This window comes from Actinomadura parmotrematis (assembly GCF_019458805.1).
Lineage (GTDB): Bacteria > Actinomycetota > Actinomycetes > Streptosporangiales > Streptosporangiaceae > Spirillospora > Spirillospora parmotrematis.
Window position 1 is genome coordinate 361,251 of the sequence record NZ_JAIBOA010000001.1, and the last position, 23,086, is coordinate 384,336.

General features: G+C 76.4%; 27 protein-coding genes. 9 read left to right on the top strand and 18 right to left on the bottom strand.

Translation table 11 applies throughout. From position 1 onward, the window contains the following. Positions 1-23: 23 nt before the first annotated feature. The 5 genes from K1Y72_RS01625 to K1Y72_RS01645 form a co-directional block, all read right to left on the bottom strand. Complete coding sequence (locus K1Y72_RS01625; RefSeq protein ID WP_220162473.1) at positions 24-434, bottom strand: PPOX class F420-dependent oxidoreductase; 411 nt, start codon at positions 432-434, stop codon at positions 24-26. Next, on the bottom strand, positions 431-2,140 hold the full coding sequence (locus tag K1Y72_RS01630; RefSeq protein WP_220162475.1) for a CocE/NonD family hydrolase: 1,710 nt from the start codon (positions 2,138-2,140) through the stop codon (positions 431-433). Before K1Y72_RS01630 ends, K1Y72_RS01625 begins: the two co-directional genes overlap by 4 nt. A gap of 46 nt (positions 2,141-2,186) precedes the next feature. Next, complete coding sequence (locus K1Y72_RS01635) at positions 2,187-3,095, bottom strand: acyl-CoA dehydrogenase family protein (RefSeq protein WP_220162478.1); 909 nt, start codon at positions 3,093-3,095, stop codon at positions 2,187-2,189. Then, positions 3,096-4,220, bottom strand: coding sequence for an acyl-CoA dehydrogenase family protein (locus K1Y72_RS01640; protein WP_220162479.1), 1,125 nt, complete (start codon positions 4,218-4,220; stop codon positions 3,096-3,098). Positions 4,221-4,283: 63 nt separating this feature from the next. Further along, positions 4,284-4,697 (bottom strand): organic hydroperoxide resistance protein, encoded by a 414-nt coding sequence (locus tag K1Y72_RS01645; protein WP_220162885.1) that lies wholly within the window; start codon positions 4,695-4,697, stop codon positions 4,284-4,286. Between the two features lie 84 nt (positions 4,698-4,781). Between K1Y72_RS01645 and K1Y72_RS01650 the strand changes: the two genes are divergently transcribed. Then, positions 4,782-5,246: a MarR family winged helix-turn-helix transcriptional regulator gene (locus K1Y72_RS01650; RefSeq protein WP_220162480.1), complete on the top strand. Its 465-nt coding sequence runs from the start codon at positions 4,782-4,784 to the stop codon at positions 5,244-5,246. Between the two features lie 223 nt (positions 5,247-5,469). On the opposite strand, the gene K1Y72_RS01655 is transcribed toward K1Y72_RS01650, so the two are convergent. From K1Y72_RS01655 to K1Y72_RS01670, 4 genes are all read right to left on the bottom strand, one after another. Further along, positions 5,470-5,700: a hypothetical protein gene (locus K1Y72_RS01655; RefSeq protein ID WP_220162481.1), complete on the bottom strand. Its 231-nt coding sequence runs from the start codon at positions 5,698-5,700 to the stop codon at positions 5,470-5,472. Positions 5,701-5,907: 207 nt separating this feature from the next. Then, the gene (locus K1Y72_RS01660; protein ID WP_220162482.1) at positions 5,908-6,078 is read right to left on the bottom strand and encodes a hypothetical protein; all 171 of its coding nucleotides are present in this window, start codon (positions 6,076-6,078) and stop codon (positions 5,908-5,910) included. 138 nt (positions 6,079-6,216) lie between these two features. After that, entirely contained in the window at positions 6,217-6,750 is a 534-nt protein-coding gene (locus tag K1Y72_RS01665) for a hypothetical protein (RefSeq protein WP_220162483.1), read from the bottom strand. Between the two features lie 88 nt (positions 6,751-6,838). Beyond that, positions 6,839-8,011 (bottom strand): Fic family protein, encoded by a 1,173-nt coding sequence (locus K1Y72_RS01670; protein ID WP_220162484.1) that lies wholly within the window; start codon positions 8,009-8,011, stop codon positions 6,839-6,841. A 253-nt stretch (positions 8,012-8,264) separates the two neighbouring features. On the opposite strand from K1Y72_RS01670, the gene K1Y72_RS01675 reads away from it, so the two are divergent. After that, entirely contained in the window at positions 8,265-8,930 is a 666-nt protein-coding gene (locus K1Y72_RS01675) for a hypothetical protein (protein WP_220162485.1), read from the top strand. A gap of 218 nt (positions 8,931-9,148) precedes the next feature. On the opposite strand, the gene K1Y72_RS37520 is transcribed toward K1Y72_RS01675, so the two are convergent. The 9 genes from K1Y72_RS37520 to K1Y72_RS01720 form a co-directional block, all read right to left on the bottom strand. Beyond that, entirely contained in the window at positions 9,149-9,472 is a 324-nt protein-coding gene (locus K1Y72_RS37520) for a GNAT family N-acetyltransferase (RefSeq protein ID WP_372452811.1), read from the bottom strand. Positions 9,473-9,606: 134 nt separating this feature from the next. Then, complete coding sequence (locus K1Y72_RS01685) at positions 9,607-10,218, bottom strand: hypothetical protein (protein ID WP_220162487.1); 612 nt, start codon at positions 10,216-10,218, stop codon at positions 9,607-9,609. A 38-nt stretch (positions 10,219-10,256) separates the two neighbouring features. Continuing rightward, the gene (locus K1Y72_RS01690) at positions 10,257-11,408 is read right to left on the bottom strand and encodes an acyl-CoA dehydrogenase family protein (RefSeq protein ID WP_220162488.1); all 1,152 of its coding nucleotides are present in this window, start codon (positions 11,406-11,408) and stop codon (positions 10,257-10,259) included. A 17-nt stretch (positions 11,409-11,425) separates the two neighbouring features. Beyond that, entirely contained in the window at positions 11,426-12,598 is a 1,173-nt protein-coding gene (locus K1Y72_RS01695; protein ID WP_220162489.1) for a winged helix DNA-binding domain-containing protein, read from the bottom strand. Positions 12,599-12,640: 42 nt separating this feature from the next. Further along, on the bottom strand, positions 12,641-12,973 hold the full coding sequence (locus K1Y72_RS01700) for a hypothetical protein (RefSeq protein WP_220162490.1): 333 nt from the start codon (positions 12,971-12,973) through the stop codon (positions 12,641-12,643). A 136-nt stretch (positions 12,974-13,109) separates the two neighbouring features. After that, positions 13,110-13,490 carry a hypothetical protein gene (locus tag K1Y72_RS01705; RefSeq protein ID WP_220162491.1) on the bottom strand — a complete coding sequence of 127 codons (381 nt, stop codon included), beginning with the start codon at positions 13,488-13,490 and terminating at the stop codon, positions 13,110-13,112. Positions 13,491-13,591: 101 nt separating this feature from the next. Beyond that, positions 13,592-14,824, bottom strand: coding sequence for a hypothetical protein (locus tag K1Y72_RS01710; RefSeq protein ID WP_220162492.1), 1,233 nt, complete (start codon positions 14,822-14,824; stop codon positions 13,592-13,594). Between the two features lie 110 nt (positions 14,825-14,934). Then, the gene (locus K1Y72_RS01715; RefSeq protein ID WP_220162493.1) at positions 14,935-16,716 is read right to left on the bottom strand and encodes an ABC transporter ATP-binding protein; all 1,782 of its coding nucleotides are present in this window, start codon (positions 16,714-16,716) and stop codon (positions 14,935-14,937) included. Next, a complete protein-coding gene (locus K1Y72_RS01720) occupies positions 16,713-18,566 on the bottom strand; it encodes an ABC transporter ATP-binding protein (RefSeq protein ID WP_220162494.1) in 1,854 nt (617 codons plus the stop codon). The genes K1Y72_RS01715 and K1Y72_RS01720 overlap by 4 nt, the downstream gene beginning before the upstream one ends. Before the next feature lie 137 nt (positions 18,567-18,703). Between K1Y72_RS01720 and K1Y72_RS01725 the strand changes: the two genes are divergently transcribed. From K1Y72_RS01725 to trpC, 7 genes are all read left to right on the top strand, one after another. After that, positions 18,704-19,357, top strand: coding sequence for a TIGR03085 family metal-binding protein (locus K1Y72_RS01725; RefSeq protein ID WP_220162495.1), 654 nt, complete (start codon positions 18,704-18,706; stop codon positions 19,355-19,357). 240 nt (positions 19,358-19,597) lie between these two features. Next, positions 19,598-19,804, top strand: coding sequence for a cold-shock protein (locus K1Y72_RS01730; RefSeq protein WP_030144886.1), 207 nt, complete (start codon positions 19,598-19,600; stop codon positions 19,802-19,804). A gap of 79 nt (positions 19,805-19,883) precedes the next feature. Next, positions 19,884-20,267, top strand: coding sequence for a phosphoribosyl-AMP cyclohydrolase (gene hisI, locus K1Y72_RS01735; protein ID WP_220162496.1), 384 nt, complete (start codon positions 19,884-19,886; stop codon positions 20,265-20,267). Continuing rightward, the gene (locus K1Y72_RS01740) at positions 20,264-20,872 is read left to right on the top strand and encodes a Trp biosynthesis-associated membrane protein (RefSeq protein ID WP_220162497.1); all 609 of its coding nucleotides are present in this window, start codon (positions 20,264-20,266) and stop codon (positions 20,870-20,872) included. The genes hisI and K1Y72_RS01740 overlap by 4 nt, the downstream gene beginning before the upstream one ends. Continuing rightward, a complete protein-coding gene (locus tag K1Y72_RS01745) occupies positions 20,869-21,522 on the top strand; it encodes a winged helix-turn-helix transcriptional regulator (protein ID WP_220162498.1) in 654 nt (217 codons plus the stop codon). Before K1Y72_RS01740 ends, K1Y72_RS01745 begins: the two co-directional genes overlap by 4 nt. A gap of 63 nt (positions 21,523-21,585) precedes the next feature. Next, the gene (locus tag K1Y72_RS01750; protein WP_220162499.1) at positions 21,586-22,041 is read left to right on the top strand and encodes a DUF2752 domain-containing protein; all 456 of its coding nucleotides are present in this window, start codon (positions 21,586-21,588) and stop codon (positions 22,039-22,041) included. Positions 22,042-22,159: 118 nt separating this feature from the next. Next, entirely contained in the window at positions 22,160-22,966 is an 807-nt protein-coding gene (trpC, locus tag K1Y72_RS01755) for an indole-3-glycerol phosphate synthase TrpC (protein ID WP_220162500.1), read from the top strand. Positions 22,967-23,086 lie beyond the last annotated feature (120 nt).

The window sequence follows — 23,086 nt, forward strand, 5'->3', positions numbered from 1 at the left end:
CCGTGACGGGGCCCGCCGGTGCTCTAGCCGGCGGGCTCCACGACGCGCCTCGTCATGCCCTTCGCGTCGGGGTCGATGCCCCAGGAGAACACCGTCTCGGGGTGGACGCGGATGACGTCGCCGCTCAGGTGCCCGTCGGACGGCGCGTGTCCGGCGACGGCCTCGGCGCGGCCGCGGATCTCGACGCCGCGCACCGTCCAGGGGTCGACGGAGGCGATGTCGTCGACGACGAACGCGACACGCGGGTTGCCCTGGACGTTGCGGAACTTGCGGCTCGCGGCCATGTTCCAGCCGTAGATGTCGATGGTGCCGTGCGCGGCGTCGTAGCGGAACCCGACGGGGTTGTTCTGCGGGTCGCCGCCGGCGGCGACGGTGGCGAGGCGGCCGAGGCGCTGGGTGCGCAGGTAGGCGAGTTCGGTGTCGGTGAGGCTCATGCCTGCCATCCTGGATCCTCGACCGCGCTTGAGGTCAACTCCGCGGCGGGGTCGGCGACGACGTGCTCGGGGGTGCGGTCGGCGATCGGCAGCAGGATCGCCGAGGGGTGCGCGGGGTCGTGGTACAGCTCCTGCTCGGCGTCGACCATCGCGCCGGCGGCGGCGAGGGGCGCGCCGGTGCCGGGGTTGGCGGCGACCTTGGGGTAGGCGCCGCTCGTCACGTGCACGCGGATGCGGTGGCCGGGCCGGAACCGGTGCCCGGCCGGCCAGAGGTCGACCAGGACGCGCCGTACCTCGCCGCCGGCGGGCGCGAGCCGGAGGCCGCCCTCGCAGACGTTGCGGGACGTCCCGTCGGGCGCGACGTCGCAGAGCCGCACGACGAAGTCGGCGGCCGGGCGGCTGGAGCGCACGTACAGCTCGGCCCGCACGGGGCCGACGACGTCGACGGCGCGGTCCAGCGCGGGGGAGGAGAACACCAGCACGTCGTCGCGGCGCTCCAGCGGCCGGTTGTCGACCGGCCGGGAGCTGCCGAGCAGCGTCGGGCCGCCGAGCGCGGGCGTCGGGCGGCGCGGGTCGTAGCGGTAGCGCGACGGCGGGTGCTCCTGCGGGCCGGCGGCGCCGAGGCCGCCGCCGGCGTGCAGGTGCCGGCGCTCGTAGCGGGTGCCGGGCGGCGGCCAGTCGCGGTAGTCGCGCCACTCGCGGGCGCCGGTCACGTAGACGCGGACGGGGTCGGGGCGCAGGCCGGACGGGTCGCCGCGCAGGTGGGCGCGGAACCAGGCGAGCGACTCGCGGAACGACACCAGGGCGTGGCGGGCGTCGGTGTGCCACCAGGGGCCGATGGTGAGCTGCGGGGCGTGCCCGGCGGCGCGGAGCGCCAGGTAGTCCTTGACCAGCCAGGGCAGGAAGATGTCGTACCAGCCGCCGAGGAGCGCGACGGGCGCCTCGACGCTCCCGACGGTGGCGCTGAAGTCGCGCCGGTCCCAGTAGGCGGAGGGGGCGCCCGGATCCGTCCCGTGGTGGGCGATGAGGTCCTGGTAGAAGCGCATCGGGACGCCGCCCGCCGCCACGTCCAGCTCCGGCAGCGGCCGCCCGGACGCCGCGGCGCGCACGGCGCGGCGGCGCGACAGGAGCGGGCCGGTCAGCATCCCCAACGGCTGCTGCTGGCGGTGGGTGAGGTCGGTCCAGGTGAGGGTGGACTCCAGCGCGAACGAGCCGCCGACGTAGGCGGCGTCGCGGAACGACGACGCGGTGATCTGCAGCGACATGGCCCGGAGGGCGGGGCCGGCCTCGGCGGCGAGCGCCCAGGCGGAGTAGCCGAGGTAGCTGGCGCCGTAGGTGCCGAACGTCCCGCCGAACCAGGGCTGGTCCTTCATCCAGGCGACGGTGGCGAGGCCGTCGTCGCGCTCGTCGCCGAGCGGGTCGAACGCGCCGCCGGACCCGAAGGTGCCGCGGGCGCTCTGCACGAGGAGCCGGAACCCGAACGGCACGAACGGCAGGCCGTTCAGGACCGCCGCCGGGCCGCGCCGCCCGTAGGGGGTGCGGACGAGGATCGTCGGCGGCGGGCGGCGCGCGCCGGCGGGGCTGTAGAGGTCGGCGAGCAGCGTCGTGCCGTCCGGCATGGGGACCGGCAGGTCGCGCTCGACGGTGTAGCGGGGGAGTCGGCGGCGCAGCGGGGCGGGCACGGGCAGGCGGTTCCTGAGGGCCATGCGGTCTCCCGGACGGGGGTTACTGCCAGGTGGTCACGGTAGCCGCTCACGCCCCGATCAGGAACGGCCAGAGGGGGGACGCCGCGGTGGCGCGTCCGCCCAGCTCGGCGGCCCAGGCGTGCTCGCTGCCGTATTCCTCGCGCCACGACCAGAGGCGCAGCGTGACCGTGTGCAGGGGGTGCTCGGCGGTGACGCCGAGGGCGCCGTGGACCTGGTGGGCGATGGCGGCGGCGGTCCCGGCGGCGCGCGAGGCGTTCGCCTTGGCGGCGGCGACGGCGACCGGGTCGTCCGGCGCGCGGACGGCGGCGCGGACCGCGACGTCGGCGACGACCGCCTCGCCCGCCAGCTCGGCGACGGCCTGCTGGACGGCCTGGAAGCGGCCGAGCGGGCGGCCGAACTGCTCGCGCTCGCCCGCGTAGCGGACCGTGAGGTCCAGCGCGCGGCGCAGGGCGCCGGTGAGCTGGACGGCGCGCGCGAGGGCGCCGCGCGTCCGCAGGTCGGCGGTGCAGGGGCCGGACGCGGTCGGTTCGGGGCCGAGGACGACGCGGTCGCGGGGCTCGCCCGCCAGGTTCGCGCCGGGGGCGGCGTCGAACCGGCCGCGCTCGTAGTAGTCGAGGCGGTCGCCGTTCACGACGGCGATGCCGCGGGCGTCGCGGGCCCAGGGGACGCGGGCCAGGTCGTCCGCGGCGGCGGCGGTGAGCGGACCGTCCGGCAGGGGCAGGCCCGCCTCGGCGAGGAGCCGCCCGGCGAGCCAGCCGGTCTCGGCGAGCGGGACGGCGGCGGCCCGGTACCCGGCGGTGCGGAGGACGGCCGCGGCGTCCTCCAGGGTGCCGCCGCTGCCCCCGGCGTCCTCGGGGACGCCGACGGTGGTGAGCCCGGCGGCGGTGAGGGCGGCCCACACGTCACCGCCTCCGGCGAAGATGCGGTCGGCGGTGGCGGCGAGCAGGTCGTCCATTCAGCGCACTCCCAGGCCGCGCGCGACGATGCCGCGCAGGATCTCGCTGGTCCCGCCGCGCAGCGTGAAGCCGGGCGCCTGCACGACCGCCTGGGCGAGGGCGCGGGCGAGCGGGTCGGGGGAGCCGGGGTCGGGCTCGATCCCGGCGTGCTCGCGGACGGCGGCGGTGATCTCGGACTCGAAGCGGGTGCCGAGATCCTTGACCAGGGCCGCCTCCGCGGCCGGGGTGCGGCCGGCGTCCAAGGCGGCGGCGACGCCGAGGGACGCCTGCCGCAGCGCCCAGAGGCGGGCGGCGAGGCGGCCGAGCGCGGCGGCGGGCAGCGCGCCGCGCTCGTGCGCGAGGCGCAGCAGCGGGAAGGTGCTGAGGACGCGCTCGGGGCCGCTCCGCTCGTAGGCGAGCTCGGCGGTGACCTGCGCCCAGCCGTTGCCGGGGGCGCCGAGGACCAGCGCGTCCGGGACGCGGGCGCCGTCGAGCACGACCTCGTTGAAGTGGTGGTCGCCCGACAGCGAAAGGATCGGGCGGACCGTCACGCCGTCGGCGGGCAGCGGGACGAGGAACTGGGTGAGCCCGGCGTGCCGCTCGGAGCCGGGCTCGCTGCGGGCCAGGACGCAGATCGCGTGCGCGAGGTGCGCGCCGCTCGTCCAGACCTTGGTGCCGGTGAGGCGCCAGCCGTCGCCGTCGCGCTCGGCGCGGGTGCGGACGGAGGCCAGGTCGGACCCGGCGTCGGGCTCGCTCATGCCGATCGCGAAGAAGCACTCGCCGCGCGCGATCGCCGGGAGGAAGCGGCGCTTCTGCTCCTCCGAGCCGTGGTGGAGCAGGCTCGGCCCGATCTGCCGGTCGGCGATCCAGTGCGCGCCGACCGGCGCGCCGGCGGCGAGCAGCTCCTCCACGACGACGAACCGCTCCAGCGGGGAGCGGCCGTGCCCGCCGTAGCGGGCGGGCAGCGTCATGCCGAGCCAGCCGCGGGCGCCGAGGGCGCGGCTGAAGGCGGGGTCGGCGCCGGTGAGCCAGCAGTCGGCGCGCGGCTCGAAGTCCGCCGCGGCCAGGAACGCCCGCACCTCGGCGCGCAGCGCGGCGGCCTCGGGCGGAAGCGTCCCCGGTTCCAGCTCCGGCAGTGCGGCCACGGGCGCCTCCTCGCGATCGCAAGGAGGCTATCCGCCCGCGCCCGCCGGGGCGCCGGCGGCCCCTTACTCGATGACGAGGTCGACGGGGACGTTGCCGCGGGTGGCGTTGGAGTAGGGGCAGACCTGGTGGGCCTTCTCGACGAGGTCCTTGCCGGTGCCGTCCTGGAGGGCGTCGGGCAGCTCGACGCGGAGCGCGACGGCGAGCCCGAAGCCGGCCTTCACGTCGCCGCCGATGCCGACCTCGGCGGTCACCGACACGTCGCGCACGTCGGTGCCGGTCTGGCGGGCGACGGCCGACAGGGCGCTGGCGAAGCAGGCGGCGTAGCCGGCGGCGAAGAGCTGCTCGGGGTTGGTGCCCTCGCCCGAGCCGCCCATCTCGCGCGGCGGCGCGAGCGTCACGTCGAGGCGGCCGTCGGAGCTGACGGCGCGGCCCTCGCGGCCGTTGGCGGTGGCGACGGCGGTGTACAGGGCGTCCATGGGAGCCTCCTGCGCGGCGGGGATGATCCGGTCCATTCAACGTAGCACAATTCAGTTGTGTACAACCAAAGGTAGGATGGCGGCATGGACCGCACCGCCGCCGACGCCGCCGACCTGCTGAAGCTCGACCTCCAGGTCTGCTTCTCCCTGCACGCGACCGCGCGCGCCTTCGACGCCGCCTACCGCCCCCTGCTGCGCGAGCTCGGCCTCACCTACCCGCAGTACCTGGTGATGCTGGCGCTCTGGGAGCGCGGCGCCCTCACCGTCAAGGAGCTCGGCCGCGCCCTCCGCCTGGACTCGGGCACCCTGTCGCCGCTGCTGAAGCGCCTGGAGGCCGCGGGCCTCGTCCGCCGCGCCCGCGACCCCCGCGACGAGCGCTCGGTGACGGTCGCCCCGACGGACGCCGGCGCGGCCCTGCGCGAGCGCGCCGGCGCCGTCCCGCACCGCATCATGGAGGCGACCGGCCTCGGCGCCGCCGAACTGATCGAGCTGCGCCGCACCCTCGACGACCTCACCGCCGCCCTCGACACGGCCGCCCGGCGCCCGTAGGAGGCGGAGCCCGGCGCCGCGATCGGCGACCCCGCCGGGGCGCTCGCGGCGGCGCTCGCCCGGCTGCGCGAGCGCAGCGGCCCGACCTTCCGCCGCATCGAGCGCCTCCCCGGCGGCGACCTGCGCTCCGCCGCCCTGGCCACGGCCCTGTCCCGCCGCACCCTGCCGTCCCCGGCCCCGGCCAGGCGTTCGCCCTCCCGGGCGCCGCCTGGCCGGGCGCCGATCAGTGGCAGCCGGTCCAGGCGTACCAGTCCTTGATGCTCTTCGGGGAGTGGCGGGCGAAGTAGCCGAGGAGGCCCTGCCCGCCGTTGGAGGCCCGCTTGAACTGGCCGTCGCCGTAGATCCGCATCCGGTACTTGTGGCCGCTGGTCACGGTGAAGGTCTTCTTCGCGCTGGAGCCGCCCTTGGAGGTCCCCTTCGGGTAGGTCATGTACTTGGTGAGCCCGGCCGGCACCCTGCCGGTCTTGCAGTCGTAGAGCTGGTAGGCGAAGGACGCGCTGTAGAGCTTCGGGCCGCCCCACGCGAAGGTGACCTTGGCCTTGGTCTTGGCGGTGCGCTTGAAGCAGCCGACGCCGACGACCTCCCAGTACGCCTTGATCGTGCCGGTCTGGGTGCCGCCGCCGGGGGCGCCCGCCCACCCGCTGTAGGCGAGCGCCTCGGCCTAGCCCTTCGGGCAGTCGCCCGGCTCCGGCGGGCCGGGGTTGACCGGCGCGACCGGCGCCGTCGGCGCGGCCGGCGCCGCGTGCGCGGCCGGCGCACCGAGCACGGTGCCGAACGCCAGCGCCGCCGCCGACGCGGCGAACGTCGTCCTGCGCGACAGGGTCGTGGACATCGAGGCCCTCCTGGTCTCGGGCTCCGCCACCGGAGCCGCTCAGGAGCAACTCCAGCCCCTCGGCCCCCGTTCGACCAGGCCTTTCACCGTTCGGAACGGTCCCGAACGCGCGCCCGGCGGTCCGAACGGCCGCCCGCGTCAGGCGGCGCAGGCGCTCGTGGCGAGGGCGAGCACGATGCTGGAGACCGCGCCGCCGTCGAAGGAGAAGACGTAGCGCGCCCTCGGGTTGCCCGGGACGGCGGCGGCGACGTCGTCCGCCGCGGCCGTCAGCCGCGGGTAGGCCCGGGCGACCGCCGAGCGCGGCGAGCCGATCGCGACGCCCTGCGGCGTCCGCACCCCGGCGTCGGCGCCGAGGTACTCCACGCCGTACCGGGCCGAGGCGAAGCCGCCGGCCCCGCGCCGGGCGGGCTCGAAGTCGGTGCAGCCGCCCTCGGCGCCCGTCACCCGGATGAGGCCGGTGCCCTCGGCGTCCCGCACGCTCATCCCGAGCCGCAGCGCGCCGAGCCCGTCCGGCCCGAGCACGGCGCCCCTCGCGGCGGCCGCGGGCACCGCGCCCGCCGGCGCCGTCGCCGCCGTCGCGTCCTCACCCGCCCCGCACCCGGCGGCGCCGCCGAGCGACAGCCCCACCGCCCCGAGGGCGAGCACCTTGCCGAGGGGGGTGAACCAGCGCACGTGGACTCCAACGATCGCGAGGACGGACGGCCCGGACCCCGTCCCGTGCCCGTTTCCTCCCCGATCAACCGCCCGCCCTGCGCTCCCTTCAGAGGCAGTGGGAGATGAGCCGGGCGAGGGTCAGGGCGTCCTCGGGAGAGTCGGCGCTCAAGGCGATGCGGCGCAGGAGGCCGGTCTCGCGGAGGGCGACGCCTTCGCGGGCGAGGACGAAGACGAGCGCGAGGAAGGCGGCGCGGGCGTTGCCGTCGTCGAAGGGGTGGAAGAAGCAGACGTCGAGGTGGGCGCGGGCCGCGCGGGCGGGCAGGGGGAGGAGGGGCCCGGCGCTTTCGGCGAGGCAGGCGTCGAGGCGGTCGCGGGTGTCCGGGGCGATGCCGTAGCGCTCCCGGCCCTGCTTGGCGAAGGCGGGCAGGGTGCGGAACGGCGGCGGTCGCAGTGCGCCGAGGACGTGCCGCTGCCACCCGCGGAGCAGGTCGACGTCGAGCGCCGCGCCGCGCGCCGCGTCGGCCCGCACCAGTCCGAGGGCGGCGAGGAGCCCGCGGGCGCGGGCGGGGTCGATGGCGGCGTCGAAGGCGCGGACGTCCTCCACCGCGCCGTCGCGCGGCGGGCCGGCGGGTCCGCCGCTGCTCCCGTCCGGGCAGGTGTGCCAGGGGACGGTCGCGCGGACGGCGAGCCAGCACTCCAGATGGTCCGGTGGGGGAGCGGCGGGACGGTCCGCCAGGTCGGCGGGGCGGAGCGACAGCGCGAGCCGTTCGGCGACGCCGTCCACGACGGCCGTGTCGGGGGCGACCCAGCTCTCGAAGCGCCCGCCGATCGCCCGGTCGACCAGCTCCCGCGCCGTGCCGGGCGCGACCCCGCGACTGTCGAGGAACCAGGTGAGCACCTGGCGGCAGTGCCCGTACCAGCCGCTGTCACAGCCGGTGCGGTCGGCCACGTGCAGGATCAGGCACCGGGCGGTGCGCTCCCACAGGACGCGCCGATCGTCGAGCGCGTCCGCTTCCAGGGGGTGCACCGCGAACCACCCGGCGAGGGACTCCAGCCATCCGCGCCATTCGAGCAGCGCCGCGACGACACGGTCGAGCGTCTCCTCCGTCGTGGTGACCGAATGGCTCGGGCAGCACCAGCTCCCGACCGGGCCACCGTCGAAGTCGCCCTCGCCGAGCGCCCAGCGCCAGCCCAGCGCCCACCGACCGTAGCGGTGCGCGAGGGCGTACGACATGGCATCGGCCCAGGGCTCGGCCACGTTCTGCGTCCACGCGCTCATCGCCGTGTCCGGGACGGAGGCGTCGGGCCGGAGCGGAATCCGTTGGGCGGTGCCGAGCGCGTTCACCACCTGCCGTGCCGACGCGCCATCGAAGGGATGACGCCCCGGATCGACCTCGTCCCAGGTCAGACCGACGGGAGACAGATCGTACGCCATCGGGCCAGCCTGGACTTCCGCACGTCGCACGCACAACCGAATTAGCGCGGAGAACGAGGGTAGGCGGTGGTTCCTGCGGCCATGAGGGAGGGGCATCGTGCTGAAAGAGTCCGTCGTCGCGCTGTTCGAGAGGGGCGCGCGGCTGCGCGGCGGGCGGCGGGTGCTGCATCCGCGCGGGCGCACCTACGCCGCGACGCTCCGGACGAGCGACGCCGTCGCGGGCATCGGCGGCGACGGCCCGCGCGAGGTGGTCGTGCGGGTGTCCAAGGGCGCCTCCACGCCCGGTGCCCTGCCCGACGTCCTCGGTCTCGCGCTGCGGGTGGAGACCGGGCGGGGCACGGTCGACCTGCTGTTCGCCTCGTCCGCGCGCCCCTTGGGCCTGCGGCACCTGCCGGTGCCCCGGGCGTTCTACACGCGCGGCTTCTACAGCACCCTCGTGCCCTACCGCGTCGGCGGCATCACGCAGGTCTTGGGCCTGGTCCCGGTGGACGCGAGGAGGGCGCCCGCCACCGCCGCCGGCCTGGACGCCTGCGTGGCGGAGGCGCCGGTGGACTTCGTCCTCGTCGGCGCGGGCGCCCTCGGGCGCTGGCGGAACCTCGGCCTCCTGCGGGTGCTGCGCCCGGCGGAGGGGGAGCGCCCGGACTCCTACGATCCGCAGCTCAACAGCCTGCCGGAGTTGCACCCGGCTCCGCCGCTACGCACGATCCGGTCCCTGGCCTACGCCGGCTCCCGCCGCGGCCGCGACGAGGCCGCGCCGCGCTGACCGCCCCGCCGGCCCGGCGACGTCGAGGCGGTACTCGTTGACGCGGTGGTGCAGCCGCACCCCCGGGCACCGTTCGTGGATCAGCCGCAGCATCGCCGCCTTCACCCACGGGTCGGGCCCGAGGCCCTCCGCCGGCCGGCCGCGCCGGGGACCGCCGCTCCCCGGGACCACGACCTCGGTGCAGCCGACGACCCCGCGCCCGTGCTCGGCGGCGACGGTCAGCAGCACGTCCCCGGGGACGGCGCGGCCGGGCGGCGCGATCCAGCCGGCCGTCCGGTAGCCGGGATGCTCGGAGGCGGCCAGGTCCTCCAGCAGGCGGGGGCCCGGCTCGCGCAGCGACAGCAGCAGATGGTGCAGCGTGCGGACGCGGGTGAGGCCGCGCCGCGCGCGGAGGGCGTCCCCGGTCCCGCCGCCGGCACGGCGACGACGACGCCGGGCGGGGCGCGGTCGCGGGCCTCGGCGGCCAGGGCGGCCGCCAGCCGCCCGCCGGCGCCGCGGCCCCGGTGGGCCGGGTGGACGTGCACCTGCAACCGGCCCGGCATCGCCTACGTGCCGATCGGCGACGCGCCCCTGGCCCGCTGGGCGCTCGTCCGGCGCGCCGACGCCGCGAACGACGCCGCCGGCCCCTTTACCGAGGTCGTGACCGAACTCGGCCCCCTCGCCCTGTAGGGGGCGTCTAGGAGTCGAACCAGACGACGAGGCGCGCGTCGTCGGGGCTCCCGCCGCGCCCGGCGAGGACCTCCAGGACCGTCCAGACGGCCCGCCACGCGCCGTCCGGCGGCACCGCGTGCCGGCGCAGCATCCGCTCGGCGCGGAAGACGGTGGTCCCGTCGGTGTACTCCCGGCCCTCCTCCCACGCGACGCCGCCGTGGACGTCCCGCAAGGAGACGCCGGCCGCCTCGGCGAGGCCCGCCGACCACAGGCTCTTGCCCTGGTAGGCGAGCGCGCCGTCGGGGCCGGGCCGGTACTGGTGCAGGCGCAGGTCGGCCTCCTCGGCGGGCTCGTCCCAGTCCACCGCCGCCACCTCGGCCCAGGAGATCCACGTGCGGCCGTGCGCGTCCTCGTCCGCGGCGGCCTCCCGGACGGCGTCGGAGACGTCGCCCGGGAGCCCCCGGTACGCCGCGAGCGGCCGGAACGAGGCGTAGTTGCGCACGCCGAACAGGCACCCGAAGGCGTCGTAGTCGCGGTCCCCGTAGAGGAGGCCGAGGTCGATGGCGGGGAGCCAGGGCCGGGGCTCCGCGCCGTACGGGCGGCGGCATTCGAGGACGCCGTGGATGTCGGTACCCATGCCGGTATCGTCCCAGCGCGGTCAACCGGTTTCGGGCGTCAGGCGGTGGCGGACTTGGCGAGGTGGCGGGCGATGACCATGCGCTGGATCTGGTTGGTGCCCTCGAAGATCTGCATGACCTTCGCCTCGCGCATGTACCGCTCGACGGGGAAGTCGCGCGTGTAGCCGTAGCCGCCGAGGACCTGGACGGCATCGGTGGTCACCTTCATCGCCGCGTCGGTGGCGAGGAGCTTGGCGACCGACGCCTGCCGCGCGAACGGCAGGCCGCGGTCCTTGCGGCGGGCGGCGTCCAGGTAGGCGGCGCGGGCGCCGTCGACGGCGGCGGCCATGTCGGCGAGCAGGAACTGCAGGCCCTGGTTGTCGATGATCGGGCGGCCGAACTGGCGGCGGTCGGCGGCGTGGGCGACGGCCTGGTCGAGGGCGCCCTGGGCGAGGCCGACGGCGCAGGCGGCGATGCCGAGGCGGCCGGAGTCCAGGGCCGACAGCGCGATCGGGAAGCCGCGGCCCTCCTCGGCCAGGCGCCGCGACGCCGGGACGAGCGCGCCGTCGAAGTGGAGCTGCGCGGTGGTGGAGCCGGTGAGACCCATCTTGCGCTCGGGCGGCCCGAACGACAGGCCGTCCATGGCGCCCTCGGTGAGGAAGCAGGAGATGCCGCGCCCGCCGTCGCCGGAGGTGCGGGCGAACAGCACGTAGAAGTCGGCCTCGCCGCCGTGGGTGATCCACATCTTGGTGCCGGTGATCCGGTAGGCGTCGCCGTCGCGGACGGCCCTGGTGGCGAGCGCGGCGGCGTCCGACCCGGCCTGCGCCTCCGACAGGGCGTAGCCGCCGAGCAGCTCGCCGCCGAGCATGTCCGGCAGCAGCTCCTTCTGCTCGGCGGTGCCGTAGGTGAACAGCGGGAAGCAGGCGAGGGTGTGCACGCTGACGCCGACCGCGACCGACGCCCACGCCGCCGCGATCTCCTCCAGCACCTGGAGGTAGACCTCGTAGGGCTGGCCGCCGCCGCCGTGCTCCTCGGGGTAGGGCAGGCCGAGCAGCCCGGACCGGCCGAGCAGCCGGAACACCTCGCGGGGGAAGGCCGCGTTCTCCTCGGCCTCGGCGGCGCGGGGCGCCAGCTCCTTGCGGACGATGTCGCGGGTCAGGGCGACGAGCTCTTCGGCTTCGGGGGTGGGAAGCATGCGATCTGCGGGCATGCCCCCATCTTCGCCGATCAGCCGGACAGCTCGCGCTCCAGCGGGGTCCGGAAGCGCGGGACGGCCCGCACGTCCCCGCAGAACGCGGCGATGCGGGCGGCCTCGGCGTCGATCGCGGCGGCGGCCTCGGCGCCGGCGTCCTCCAGCAGGCGGACGCGCACCTCGCCGTCGGGGCGCTGCGCCCAGCCGCCGACGACGCGGCCGTCCCACCAGACGGTCGGGCCGACGTTGCCGTTGCGGTCGAACAGCGCCTCGCGGTGCGGGCCGAGGAACCAGCCGCGCTCCTGCCAGCCCATCGGGGTGGGGTCCAGGGCGGGCAGCAGCGCCGCCGCCGGGGCGGGCGGCGCCACCGGGCCCAGATCGTCGGCGAGGACGAGGCCGGGCGCGCCGTCCATGGCGACCTCGGCGGTGTCCAGCGGTTCCAGCGCGGCGGCGACCCGCGCGGCCGTCCAGCCCGTCCACCACTTGACGTCGGCGGGCGAGGCGGGGCCGAACGCGCGCAGGTAGGCGGCGACGAGGTCGGCGCGGGCCCGCGCCGCCGGGACGCGCGGGACGCCGCCGGGCAGCCACTTCTCGACCGGCGCCCACCGGTACTGGCTGCTCGTCCACCCGCCGTTCGGGCGGCCCCGCACGATGTGCCCGGCGGCGCCGAGCACGACGAGCACCCACGTGGTGACGTTCGTCGGCCGGGAGTAGGGCTTGCCGGGCGCCGGGTCGACCCGGGTGCGCAGGCGCGGCACGGCCGCCGACAGCTGCGCGCCGGTCGCCTCGCCGAGCTCCAGCAGCGCGTCGTGCGTCTCGGCCTCGACCTCGGCGAGCCAGGACTCGGCGCCGGTGAGCTCGCTGCCGCGCTCGATCATGCGGGCGTACGTGCGGCGCTGCACAGCGGCGAGGTCGTCGGCGCACGACGCCTGCAGCGCCGGGACGAGCTCCAGCGGCGCGACGAACATGGTGCGGCGCATCGCCAGCAGGCGCAGCAGCGTCCGGTCGTCGTAGAGCGCCGCGCCGACCGCGCCGGGCGCGGTGACGCCGCGCGCGGCGGCGCTGAGGTAGACCGACGCCGGGTCGGTGGCGTGCAGCACCACCAGCGACCGGACGATGGCGAGAACGTCCTCCGTGCGCCCGGCGGCGTCCAGGCGGTGCCGCCGGGCCAGCCGGGCGCGCCGCTCCGCGGCGCCGATGTCGCGCATGCGCGCAGCCTACGGCGCGGGTACGACATTCCGGCCGACGGCTCAGTTCGGCGCGGTGATACGGACCACGACGTGGTCCTTGGTGACCGACTGGGCCGCCACGCCGAACCCCGCGACCTCCTCGGAGGCGCCGACCGGCACGTCCACCCGCTGCCCGGCGATCCTGACGGTGACGGTCTGGTTCTGCACGCCGACGAGCTCGGCCTTCACCCCGAGGATGGACGCGCTGGCGTCCACGCCCCGGTCGAAGGTCACCGTGCAGGCGTTCCCGCCGCACCGCGTCGAGCTGTGCTCGCCCCCGCACGCGGCGGCCGCCGAGAGCGGCAGGAGGGCGAGGGCGAGGACGGCCAGCCGGCGGGGCGTCGAGATGGTCATGCCCGGGAGTCTAGGGACGCCGGGCGGCCCGGCGCCCCATCCGCGCGGCGGGTCTCGCGGCGCCCGCCGTCATCCCGCAGGGCGACCCGCCCCCGCCGCGCGGCGGAGGGGGCGCGAGAAGGGGCGCGCGGGGGCGTCAGTGGTGCATCTCGCCGTCGAGGATGTCGCCGCCGAGGTCCTTCTTCAGGGCCTGCAGCACCGGCTGGGTGCCGACCGCGACCCAGTTCGGCCCGACCAGGTAGGACCCGCCCCACGGGCGGGCCTCCTCCAGCCACTGCCGCCGCCCCTCGCCGCTGCTGAACCCGACCAGGGTGTAGCGGCCCCGGGCGGTCTGGCAGGCGCCCTGCCGCAGCTCCTCGGCGCTGCGGGTGCCCGACAGCGAGCACCCCGTCCTGGCGGCGAGCTGCTCGATGGTGGCGGGCTCGGCCGCCGCGTGCGTCATGCCGGCGGCGCCTCCGCAGCCCGCCGCGAGCGCCAGCACGGCGGTCCCGAACAGCGCGGCTCTCAGATCAAGCATGGCCCGTCCTCTCGCCGGGGGAGATTCGGACGGGGGTACGGCGCGGCGCCGCCACCGGGTTCAAACGGGCGCGCTACACGGACCGGTTCACACGGGCGGGCTCACACGGGCCGGGCTCCCGCCGCAGCGCGCACGCCGGGCGTCTCGGCGGCGTCGTGCTCCAGGCGCTGCAGGCGGACGGAGGTGTCCTCGGTGAGCGGCGCCGAGCGGGCGGCGACGAGCCGCGCCTCCTCCTCGCAGTCCCACAGGGCCTCGGTGCAGAACGTCTCGGCGGTGTGCGGCGCGGTGCGCGTCAGCGCGGCCAGCACGCGCGGCCGCAGGTAGGAGTAGGGCGTCTCGGTCCAAGCGGCCTTCAGCAGCGGGACGGCCTCCCCGGCCCGCAGCCGGCCGAGGCCCGCGATGGGGTCGGCGGCGCGGTGCCAGTCGCGGTCGTCCAAAGCGCGGTTCAGCGTGTCCATGAGGACGGGGATGTCGGCGCGCGTCCCGTGGGCGGCGATCACCTCGCGCCCGAGCTCCGCGAGCGCGCCGCCGCCCGCGACCCAGGTGCGGGCCCGCGGCAGCGCGTCCGCCCCGTACAGCCCGAGCGCCTTGCGCAGCACGCTGCGCCAGCGGGCCTCGCCGGCGGCGAGCGGCACGGCGAGGTCCAGCAGCTCCGGCGATCTCCGCCGCCCCAGCTCGAAGATCGCCGACATGGCGGCGTCGTCGCGGCCCCGCGCCAGCGCCAGCAGCTCGGCCAGGTCCGGTTCCGACCGCTCGGCGGCCCGCGCGGCGGGCCTCGGCGGTCGCTCGCGCTCGCGGTGGCGGCGCGCCGCCTCGGCGATCCGCGGCTGCCGCGCCGCCCAGCCGTCGATCACCGGATTGCGCGGGCCGGCGACCAGGAAGGCCAGCGCGGAGTCGTCGCAGTAGGCGGTCACCAGGTCCTCCAGGCCGCCGGTCAGCGACGCGTCCCCCGCCCACGCCAGCGCGTACAGGGCGTCGAACCAGTGCATGCCGTCCTCGGCGTACTCGCGCAGCACCGCCCCCGCCTCGCGGCGGCTCAGCCGGACGAGGTCGCCGAGCACCCCGAGCGCGAGCGCCACCCGGCCGTCGTCCTCGTCGGTGGCGTCCGCGGGCGCGAACAGGTGGTCGGCCACCGGCCCGACCGGCAGCTCCAGGTCGACCATCAAGCGGGCGTAGTAGAGCGACCGCGACTCGCACCGGACGTCCCAGCGCGGATCGCGCCGCACGCAGTCGTACACGTACTCTCCGGCGCCCGGCCGGTCGGCGGCCCGCCGGGCCGCCCGGCCGAGGCCACGCTGCAGCTGACCGTGCAGCGTGCCCGCCGCTTCCCTCACGACATCAATGCTCACCTCTGCAGAATGCGCACTGGACCAGATTACGGGCAAGTGCTTTACCCCTGACCTGCGAAGTCGATCATCGGGAGAGGGGTGCTCGGCCCGGCCGGTCAGATCGCCCGCTGCGCGATCCAGGACGCGTGCAGGTCGCCGTACACCCCGCCCTGCCGCAGCAGCTCGGCGTGCGGGCCGCGCTGCACGATGCGGCCCGCGTCGAACACGATCACCTCGTCGGCGGCCTCGGCCGTCGACATCCGGTGCGCGATCGAGAGCGCGGTGCGGCCGCGCGTCACCCCGTCCAGGGCGCGCTGGAGCCGCACCTCGGTCGCCGGGTCGACCGCCGACGTCGCCTCGTCCAGCACCAGCAGGTCGGGCGCGGCGAGGTAGGCGCGGGCGAGCGCGACGAGCTGCCGCTCGCCCGCCGACAGCGACTCGCCGCGCTGCCCGACCGGGGTGTCCAGCCCGGCGGGCAGCCCCTCCAGCCAGTCGGCGAGGCCGAGCTCGGTGAGGGCGAGGCGCAGGTCGGCGTCGGACGCGGACGGCCGCCCGTAGCGGATGTTGTCGCCGAGGCTCGCGTCGAACAGGAACCCGTCCTGGGGGACCATGACGATCCGCTCGCGCAGCGAGGAGAACCGGACGCGGTCCAGCGGCACGCCGTCCACCAGCACCCGCCCCGACGTCGGGTCCATCAGGCGGGTCAGCAGCTTGGCGAAGGTCGTCTTGCCCGACCCGGTCTCGCCGACGATCGCGACGCGGGTGCGCGGCGCGATGCGCGCGTCGACGTCGTGCAGCACCGGCGGCCCGCCGGGGTAGGCGAAGCCGACGCCGGCGAACTCCACCTCGATCGGGCCGCGCGGCAGCACCGCGCCGTCCGCGCCGGGGTCGGCGACGTCGGGCTCGGTGTCCAGGACGCCGAGGACGCGCCGCCAGCCGGCGATGGCGTTCTGGGCGTCGTTCAGCACCTCGGTGGCGGTCTGCATCGGGCTGACGAACAGCGTCACCAGGAACAGGAACGCCACCAGCTCGCCCGCGCTGAGCCGCCCGCCGACGCCGAGGAGCGTCCCGGCGACGACGACGGCGGCGGTGGCGAGCGCGGCGACCAGCTCGCTGGAGGGGAACGTCAGCGCGACGAGGCCCTGCGCGCGGGTCTGCGCCCGCCGCGTCTCCTCCACGGTGCGGTCCACCCGCGCGGCGGTGCGCTCCTCGGCCGCGTGGGAGCGGATCACCGGGGCGCCGACGACCGACTCGCTGACGACGGCGAGCAGGTCGCCGGTGCGCTCGCGGACCCGCGTGTAGGCGGCCGACACCACCCGCTGGAAGCGGCGCAGCACGAACGCCAGCGGCAGGAACGCCGCCCACACCAGCAGGGTGAGCTCCCAGGAGTAGACCGCCATCAGCACGCTCGCCACGACCAGCTGCCCGCAGGAGACGATCATCATCAGCCCGCCCCACTGCATGAACTGGCTGATCTGGTCCACGTCGCCGGTCACCCGGGACACCAGGGCGCCGCGCCGCTCGCCGCTCTGGGTGAGCATCGACAGGTCGTGCACGTGCCGGAACGCCCGCACCCGCAGGTTGGCGAGGCCGCCCTCGGTGGTCTTGTAGAGGCGGACGTTCATCAGGTAGGCGCAGACCGCGGTGGCCAGCACCGCGAGGGCGCAGAGCGCGACGGCGCCGCGGATGAAGGCGATGTCGTAGCGGCCGTCCGCGCCGATGCCCTTGTCCAGGGTCTGCTGGACCGCGACCGGGACGACGACCCGCCCGGCCGTCGCGACGAGCGCGAGCGCGAGCGTCCCGGCGAGCCCGGCCCGGAACTCGGGGGACAGGCGCAGCCCGCGCCGCAGGGTGCTGAGCGCGCCCTCGCGCGCCGCGGTCTCGCTGAGCGCCGTCATCGCAGCGCCTCCTCACCGGTGTCCAGGACGTCGTCCAGACCGCCGCCGTCGAGGGCCTCGGCCTCCTCGTAGGCGTTGACGAGGTTGCGGTAGCCCGCCGAGCGCTCCAGCAGCTCGGCGTGGGTGCCGCGCGCGGCGACGCGGCCGTGCTCCAGGTAGACGACCTCGTCGGCGAGCGCGATGGTCGCCTTGCGGTAGGCGACGACGAGGACGGTCGCGCCCGCGCCCGACTCGCGCAGCCCGGCGAGGATGCGCGCCTCGATCTGCGGGTCCACCGCCGACGTCGCGTCGTCCATGATCAGCAGGCGGGGGCGGCGGACCAGCGCGCGGGCGAGCGCGAGGCGCTGGCGCTGCCCGCCCGACAGGGTGGTGCCGCGCTCGCCGACGCGGGTGTCCAGCCCGGTCGGCAGCGCCGCGACGAACCCCTCGGCCTGGGCGAGGCGGAGCGCCTCCCAGACCCGCTCGTCGGGCAGGTCGAGGCCGAGGGTGACGTTGCCGCGCACGGTGTCGTCGAACAGGAACGTCTGCTGGGGGACGAGCGCGGCGGTCGCGGCGACGCCGCCGCGCCGCACGTCGCGGGCGTCCACGCCGTCCAGCAGCACCGACCCGTCGGCGGGGTCCACCAGCCGCACTAGCAGGTTCGTCAGGGTGGACTTGCCGGCGCCGGTCGGGCCGACGACCGCGACGGTGCGGCCGGGCCCGGTGGCGAACGACACGTCGTGCAGGACGTGCCGGCCGTCCTCGTAGCCGAAGCGGACCGCGCGGACCTCCAGGCCCGCGGCGCCCTCGGCGGGCAGCTCGGCGTCGCCGAACGGCAGGGAGCCGCCCGCGTCCAGGACGCCGCGCACCCGGCGCCAGCCGACGACGCTGCGCGGCACCTCGGCCAGCACCCAGCCGAGGGCGCGGATCGGCCAGGCCAGCAGCGTGAACAGGTAGGCGACGTGCACGAGGTCGCCGGCGTCCATGGCGCCCGACTGCAGCCGCATCGACCCGATGAGCAGCACCGCGAGGACGCCGAGGTTCGGCAGCGCCTCCAGGATCGGGTCGAACAGGCCGCGGATGCGGCCGACGGCGATGTTGGCGTCGCGCAGCGCGTCCGCGGCCGCGGCGAACCGCTCGGTCTCGGCCTGCTCGCGGCCGAGGGTCTTCACGACCAGGCCGCCCTCGAAGCTCTCGTGCGCGACCTCGCTGACCTCGGCGCGCAGCTGCTGCGCGCGGGTCGCGACGGGCGCGAGGCGCCGCTGGTAGGCGACGTTCAGCAGGGCGATGGCGGGGAAGACCAGGAACCCGACGAGGGCGACCGTCACGTCGGTCAGCAGGATCGACAGGGCGGCGATGACCAGCATGAACACCACGCCGACCGCCATCGGCAGCGGCGCGAGCGGCGCCCAGGCCGCCTCGACGTCGGCGTTGGCGTTGGACAGCAGCTGCCCGGTCGGGTGGCGGTGGTGCCAGGCGAGCGGCAGCCGCAGGTACTGGCGGGTGACCGCGCGCCGGTAGGCGGCCTGCATCCGGTACTGCATGAGCCCGGCGTAGAAGCGGCGGCCCGCGACGCCGAGCGCCTTGAGGAAGGCGACGCCGAGGATCGCGGCGGCCGCCCCGGTCAGCGCCCCGGCGGTGGTGCGGCCCTCGCGGAAGGCGGGCAGCACGACCTGCTCGGTCACCCGGCCGAGGACGGCGGCGGTGCCGACCGTCGTCGCGGCGTACAGGGCGCTCCCGAGCACGGACACGGCGAAGACGCGGGGTTCGGCGCGGATCGCGACCGCGAGGACCCCCGCCCCCTCCCTCAGGACGTGCGGGTTCACCCGTGGAGGGCCTGCTGAGGGGCCTGACGGGGGGTCTGCTGGCACGGTGCTGCTCCTCGCTCGACGATGACGGGACCGGCGTGTCCGCCTTCGGGGCGTCTCGGGCGGACGGTCCGGTTTATGCCTACCATCGGCGCGGGCCCGCTATTCCCGGCCGCCCGGCCGCCGCCTACGATCCCGGGATGAGCCCTTCGAGCGATCCGGTCCGGGCCGAGCGCGCGGCGCTGAGCGACGCCCTGGAGCAGGCCGGCCCGGACGCGCCCACCGGCTGCGCGGGCTGGACGGCTGCCGACCTCGCCGCCCACCTGGTCGCCCGGGAGCGGCGCCTGGACGCCGGACCGGGAATACTCCTGCCGCCGCTCGCCTTCTACACCGAGTTCGTGCGGCGCCGGACGCTGCGCGAGCGCACCTTCGCCGAGCTCGTCGCGCTGTTTCGCGGGGGTCCGCCGAAGTTCTCGCCGTACGCCCTTCCCGGCGTGGACGAAAACGCCAACGGTGTCGAGTTCTTTGTGCATCACGAGGACGTCCGGCGCGCCCGTCCGGACTGGGAGCCGCGCGAGCTCGGCGCCGCCCTGGAGGAAACGCTGTGGCGGCGGATAAAAATTGCCCGTTTTGTCCTGAGAAAAGTTCCGGTGGAACTCACCCTGGTGCGCCCCGACGGCCGCGCGGCGCGCGTCACGGGCGGCGGGAGGCGCTCCGCGGGCGGGGCTCGCGTGCACGGCCCGGTCGGCGAACTGGTCCTCTGGACGCTCGGCCGCACCGATGTCGCGCGCGTTCAGATCACCGGCGCGACGGCGGCTGTCAAGACCCTGGACGAGAGCGGTTGGAGTCTTTAACCGGCCACTTCTCGCGGCGGGGAATGATCGGGCTTGCGGCTCCTCCGCTTTAGCCGGAACCGGTGATACTGTGGGGCCGTCGGTTGCAGTCGTGGTTCTCGATCGTTTGTACGGACGCCCGCGGACTGATGGCAGCGGGCGTTTTGGCTTTTCCGGGACCGTACGGGGGGCGAGGGCGTTCCGCCGTGACCGGCCGGACCCGCGAGGTGTGGGTCCATGTTTTGCCGCAAGGAGAAAGACATGCCCCAGCAGGGCACCGTGAAGTGGTTCAACGCCGAGAAGGGCTTCGGCTTCATCGCCGTGGACGGCGGCGGGCCGGACGTCTTCGTGCACTACTCGGCGATCCAGTCGTCGGGTTACCGCAGCCTGGACGAGAATCAGCGCGTCCAGTTCGAGGTGACGCAGGGCAACCGGGGCCCGCAGGCCGACCAGGTCGTCCCCCTGTAAGACCCAGTCGTACGGCAGGACCCGCGCCCTACCCGGGGTGCGGGTCCTTTCGTGTCCGCCCGGGCGGCACAATGGGGGCATGCCCGCTCGCCCGTCCGACCTGGACCCCACGATCGCCGCCCGCCTCAAGCGGGACGCCGACGGCCTCGTCCCCGCCATCTGCCAGCAGTACGACACCGGCGAGGTGCTCATGCTCGGCTACATGGACGACGAGGCGCTGCACCGCACCCTCACCACCGGCCGCTGCACCTACTGGTCGCGCAGCCGCCGCGAGTACTGGGTGAAGGGCGAGACCTCCGGGCACCAGCAGTGGGTGAAGTCGGTCGCGCTGGACTGCGACGCCGACGCGATCCTGGTCAAGGTCGACCAGGTGGGCGCGGCCTGCCACACCGGCGACCGCACCTGCTGGGACGCCGACGTGCTGGACGCGGTCGCCGGAGAGCGCCCGAAGCAGTCGTCATGACCCCCGCCCGCGAGCGCGGCCTCACCGCGCTGGCCTGCGCGGCGGGCGCCGGGCTCGCCCTGCTCGCCGCCGGCCGGGTGTGGGCGACGGTCCGCGCGGCCGGCGCCATCACCCCCTTCACCGAGAGCGTCACCGGCCGCGACCTCGGCGGCACCGCGTCCGCGCTCGGCTGGGCCGGGCTCGCCGGCCTCGCCGCGCTGTTCGCCACCCGCGGCCGCGTCCGGCAGGCCGTCGGCGCCCTCATCGCGGCGTTCGGCGCCGGCATCGTCTACGGCACCGTCGTCAGCGTGCAGCGCTCCCACGTGGTGGACGTCGCGGGCGACAAGCGCGCGCTGCTGAAGCTCGGCGCGTCCCCGCAGATGGACGTGAACCTGTGGTGGATGGTGTCGGTCACCGGCGGCGTCCTGCTGGCCGCCGCGGGCCTGGTCGTCCTGGTGCGCGGCGCCCGCTGGCCCGGCATGTCCGCCCGCTACGAGCGCGAGACGGCGCCCGCCGCGGCGTCCGCGCCCGCCGCGCCCGCGGACGACGCGGCGGGCCTCTGGAAGTCCCTGGACCGCGGCGAGGACCCGACCGACCACGACCGGCCCGCCGAGCCCCGCCGGTGAGCGGCGGCGGGGGCGGGCTCGTCCTGATCGCCGAGCACGAGGCGGCCGTCGCCGAGCTGGCCCGCCGCTACCTGGCCCGCGAGGGCCTGGAGGTGGAGATCGAGGCCGATCCCGGGCGGGCCGCCGCGGCCGCCGCCCGGCTCCGCCCCGCCGCCGTCGTCCTGGACCTGTCCACCGCGCCGCTGCCCGCCGACCTGTACCGGCGGGTCGCCGAGGCCGCCCGGCCCGCGCCCGTCGTCGCGGTCGCCGCCCGTCCCGAGGACGCCCCCCGCGCCCCGTTCCGGGTGGCGCGCCCCTTCGGTCCCCGCGACCTCGTCGCGGCGGTGCTGCTCGCGGTGCGCGGCGACGGCGGTCCCGGCGCCGGGCCGCTGCGCGCGGGCGCGGTCGTGCTGGACCCGGCGGGCCGCGCCGCCCGCCTGCGCGACGCGCCGGTCGCCCTCACCGGCACCGAGTTCGACCTGCTGGAGTTCCTCATGGGCAACCCCGGCCGCGTCTTCACCCGCGAGCAGCTCCTGGCGGGCGCGTGGGGGCCGGGCACGGGGGCCGGGAGCCGCACCGTGGACGTGCACGTCGCGCAGCTGCGCGCCAAGCTCGGCGGCGACAGCCCGATCCGCACCGTGCGCGGCGTCGGCTACGTCCTCGACGCCTGACCCCGGGCCCCCGACCGGCCCGCCGTCCGCGGGCGGCGGCCGCGCCTCGTCTACGCTGGCGGTATGACCCGAGCGCCCGCGCCCGCCGAGCCCGCCGCCGCGTCCGGGATGGCCGGACGTGGCCGGGCGCGCGCCCTCGCCGGCCCGGCCGCCGCCGCGGCGGCGCTCGCGGCCGCGACCGCCGTCGTCGGGCTGGTCGACCCGCACGAGCCCGGCCACTACCCGACCTGCCCCTTCCTCGCGGTCACCGGCTGGTACTGCCCGGGGTGCGGCGGCCTGCGCATGGTGAACTCCCTGGTCAACGGGCATCCCGGCGCCGCGCTCGGCTCCAACCCGCTGCTGCTCGTGCTGCTGGCGCTGCCGGTCTACCTGTGGGCGCGGTGGACGTGGCTGGCGGCGCGCGACCGCCCGATGCGGTCCCGGCTGTTCCGGCCCTGGGTCGCCTGGGCCGTCCTCGCCGCCGTCGCCGTCTTCGGGATCGTGCGCAATCTGCCGTTCGCCCATGTCCTGGCACCCTGACCTGGTATGTCCGGGCCTGTCGCCGGTCCGGTGGGGAGGGCGCGCCGCGGGTGCCGATAGCATCGGGACCACGGATCGACCGCAGATCCGGCCGACGTTGACACAGGGGGCCGACCGCGTGAGTGTGCTCGACGAGATCATCGAAGGCGTGCGGGCCGATCTCGCCGAAAGGCAGCGAGAGGTGCCGCTGGAGGCCCTCAAGGAGCGGGCCGCCGCCGCGGCGCCGCCGCGCGACGCGCTCGCCGCGCTGCGCGGCCTCGGCGTCGGCGTCATCGCCGAGGTGAAGCGCAGCAGCCCCTCCAAGGGCGCGCTCGCCGCCATCGCCGACCCGGCCGCGCTCGCCCGCGACTACGCGGCCGGCGGCGCCAAGGTCATCAGCGTGCTGACCGAGCGGCGCCGCTTCGGCGGCAGCCTGGACGACCTGGCCGCCGTCCGCGCCAGCGTCGACATCGCGGTGCTGCGCAAGGACTTCATCGTCACCTCCTACCAGCTGTGGGAGGCCCGCGCGTACGGCGCCGACCTCGCCCTGCTCATCGTCGCCGCCCTCGACCAGGACGCCCTGGTGTCGCTGGTGGAGCGGGCCGAGTCGATCGGCCTGCTGCCGCTGGTGGAGGCGCACACCGAGGAGGAGGTCGAGCGCGCGGTCGCCGCCGGCGCCAGGGTCGTCGGGATCAACGCCCGCGACCTGAAGACCCTCAAGGTCGACCGCGACACCTTCGCGCGCCTCGCCCCGCTCGTCCCCAAGGACGTGGTGAGCGTCGCCGAGTCCGGCGTGCGCGGCCCGCACGACCTGCTCGCCTACGCCTCGGCGGGCGCCGACGCGGTGCTGGTCGGGGAGTCCCTGGTGATCGGCAAGGACCCGCGGACCGCCGTCGCCGACCTGGTCGCCGCGGGCGCCCACCCCGCCCTCCGCCAGGGCAAATGACGCCGCGCACGCGGCGGGACCGGTAAGGTGCGGCCATGCTGATGGAACCATTGCGCGAACGATGGCGCGCTTGTCCGACGTCTCACTGACCGGATAAGCCCTCTCCTAGAACAGGACGAG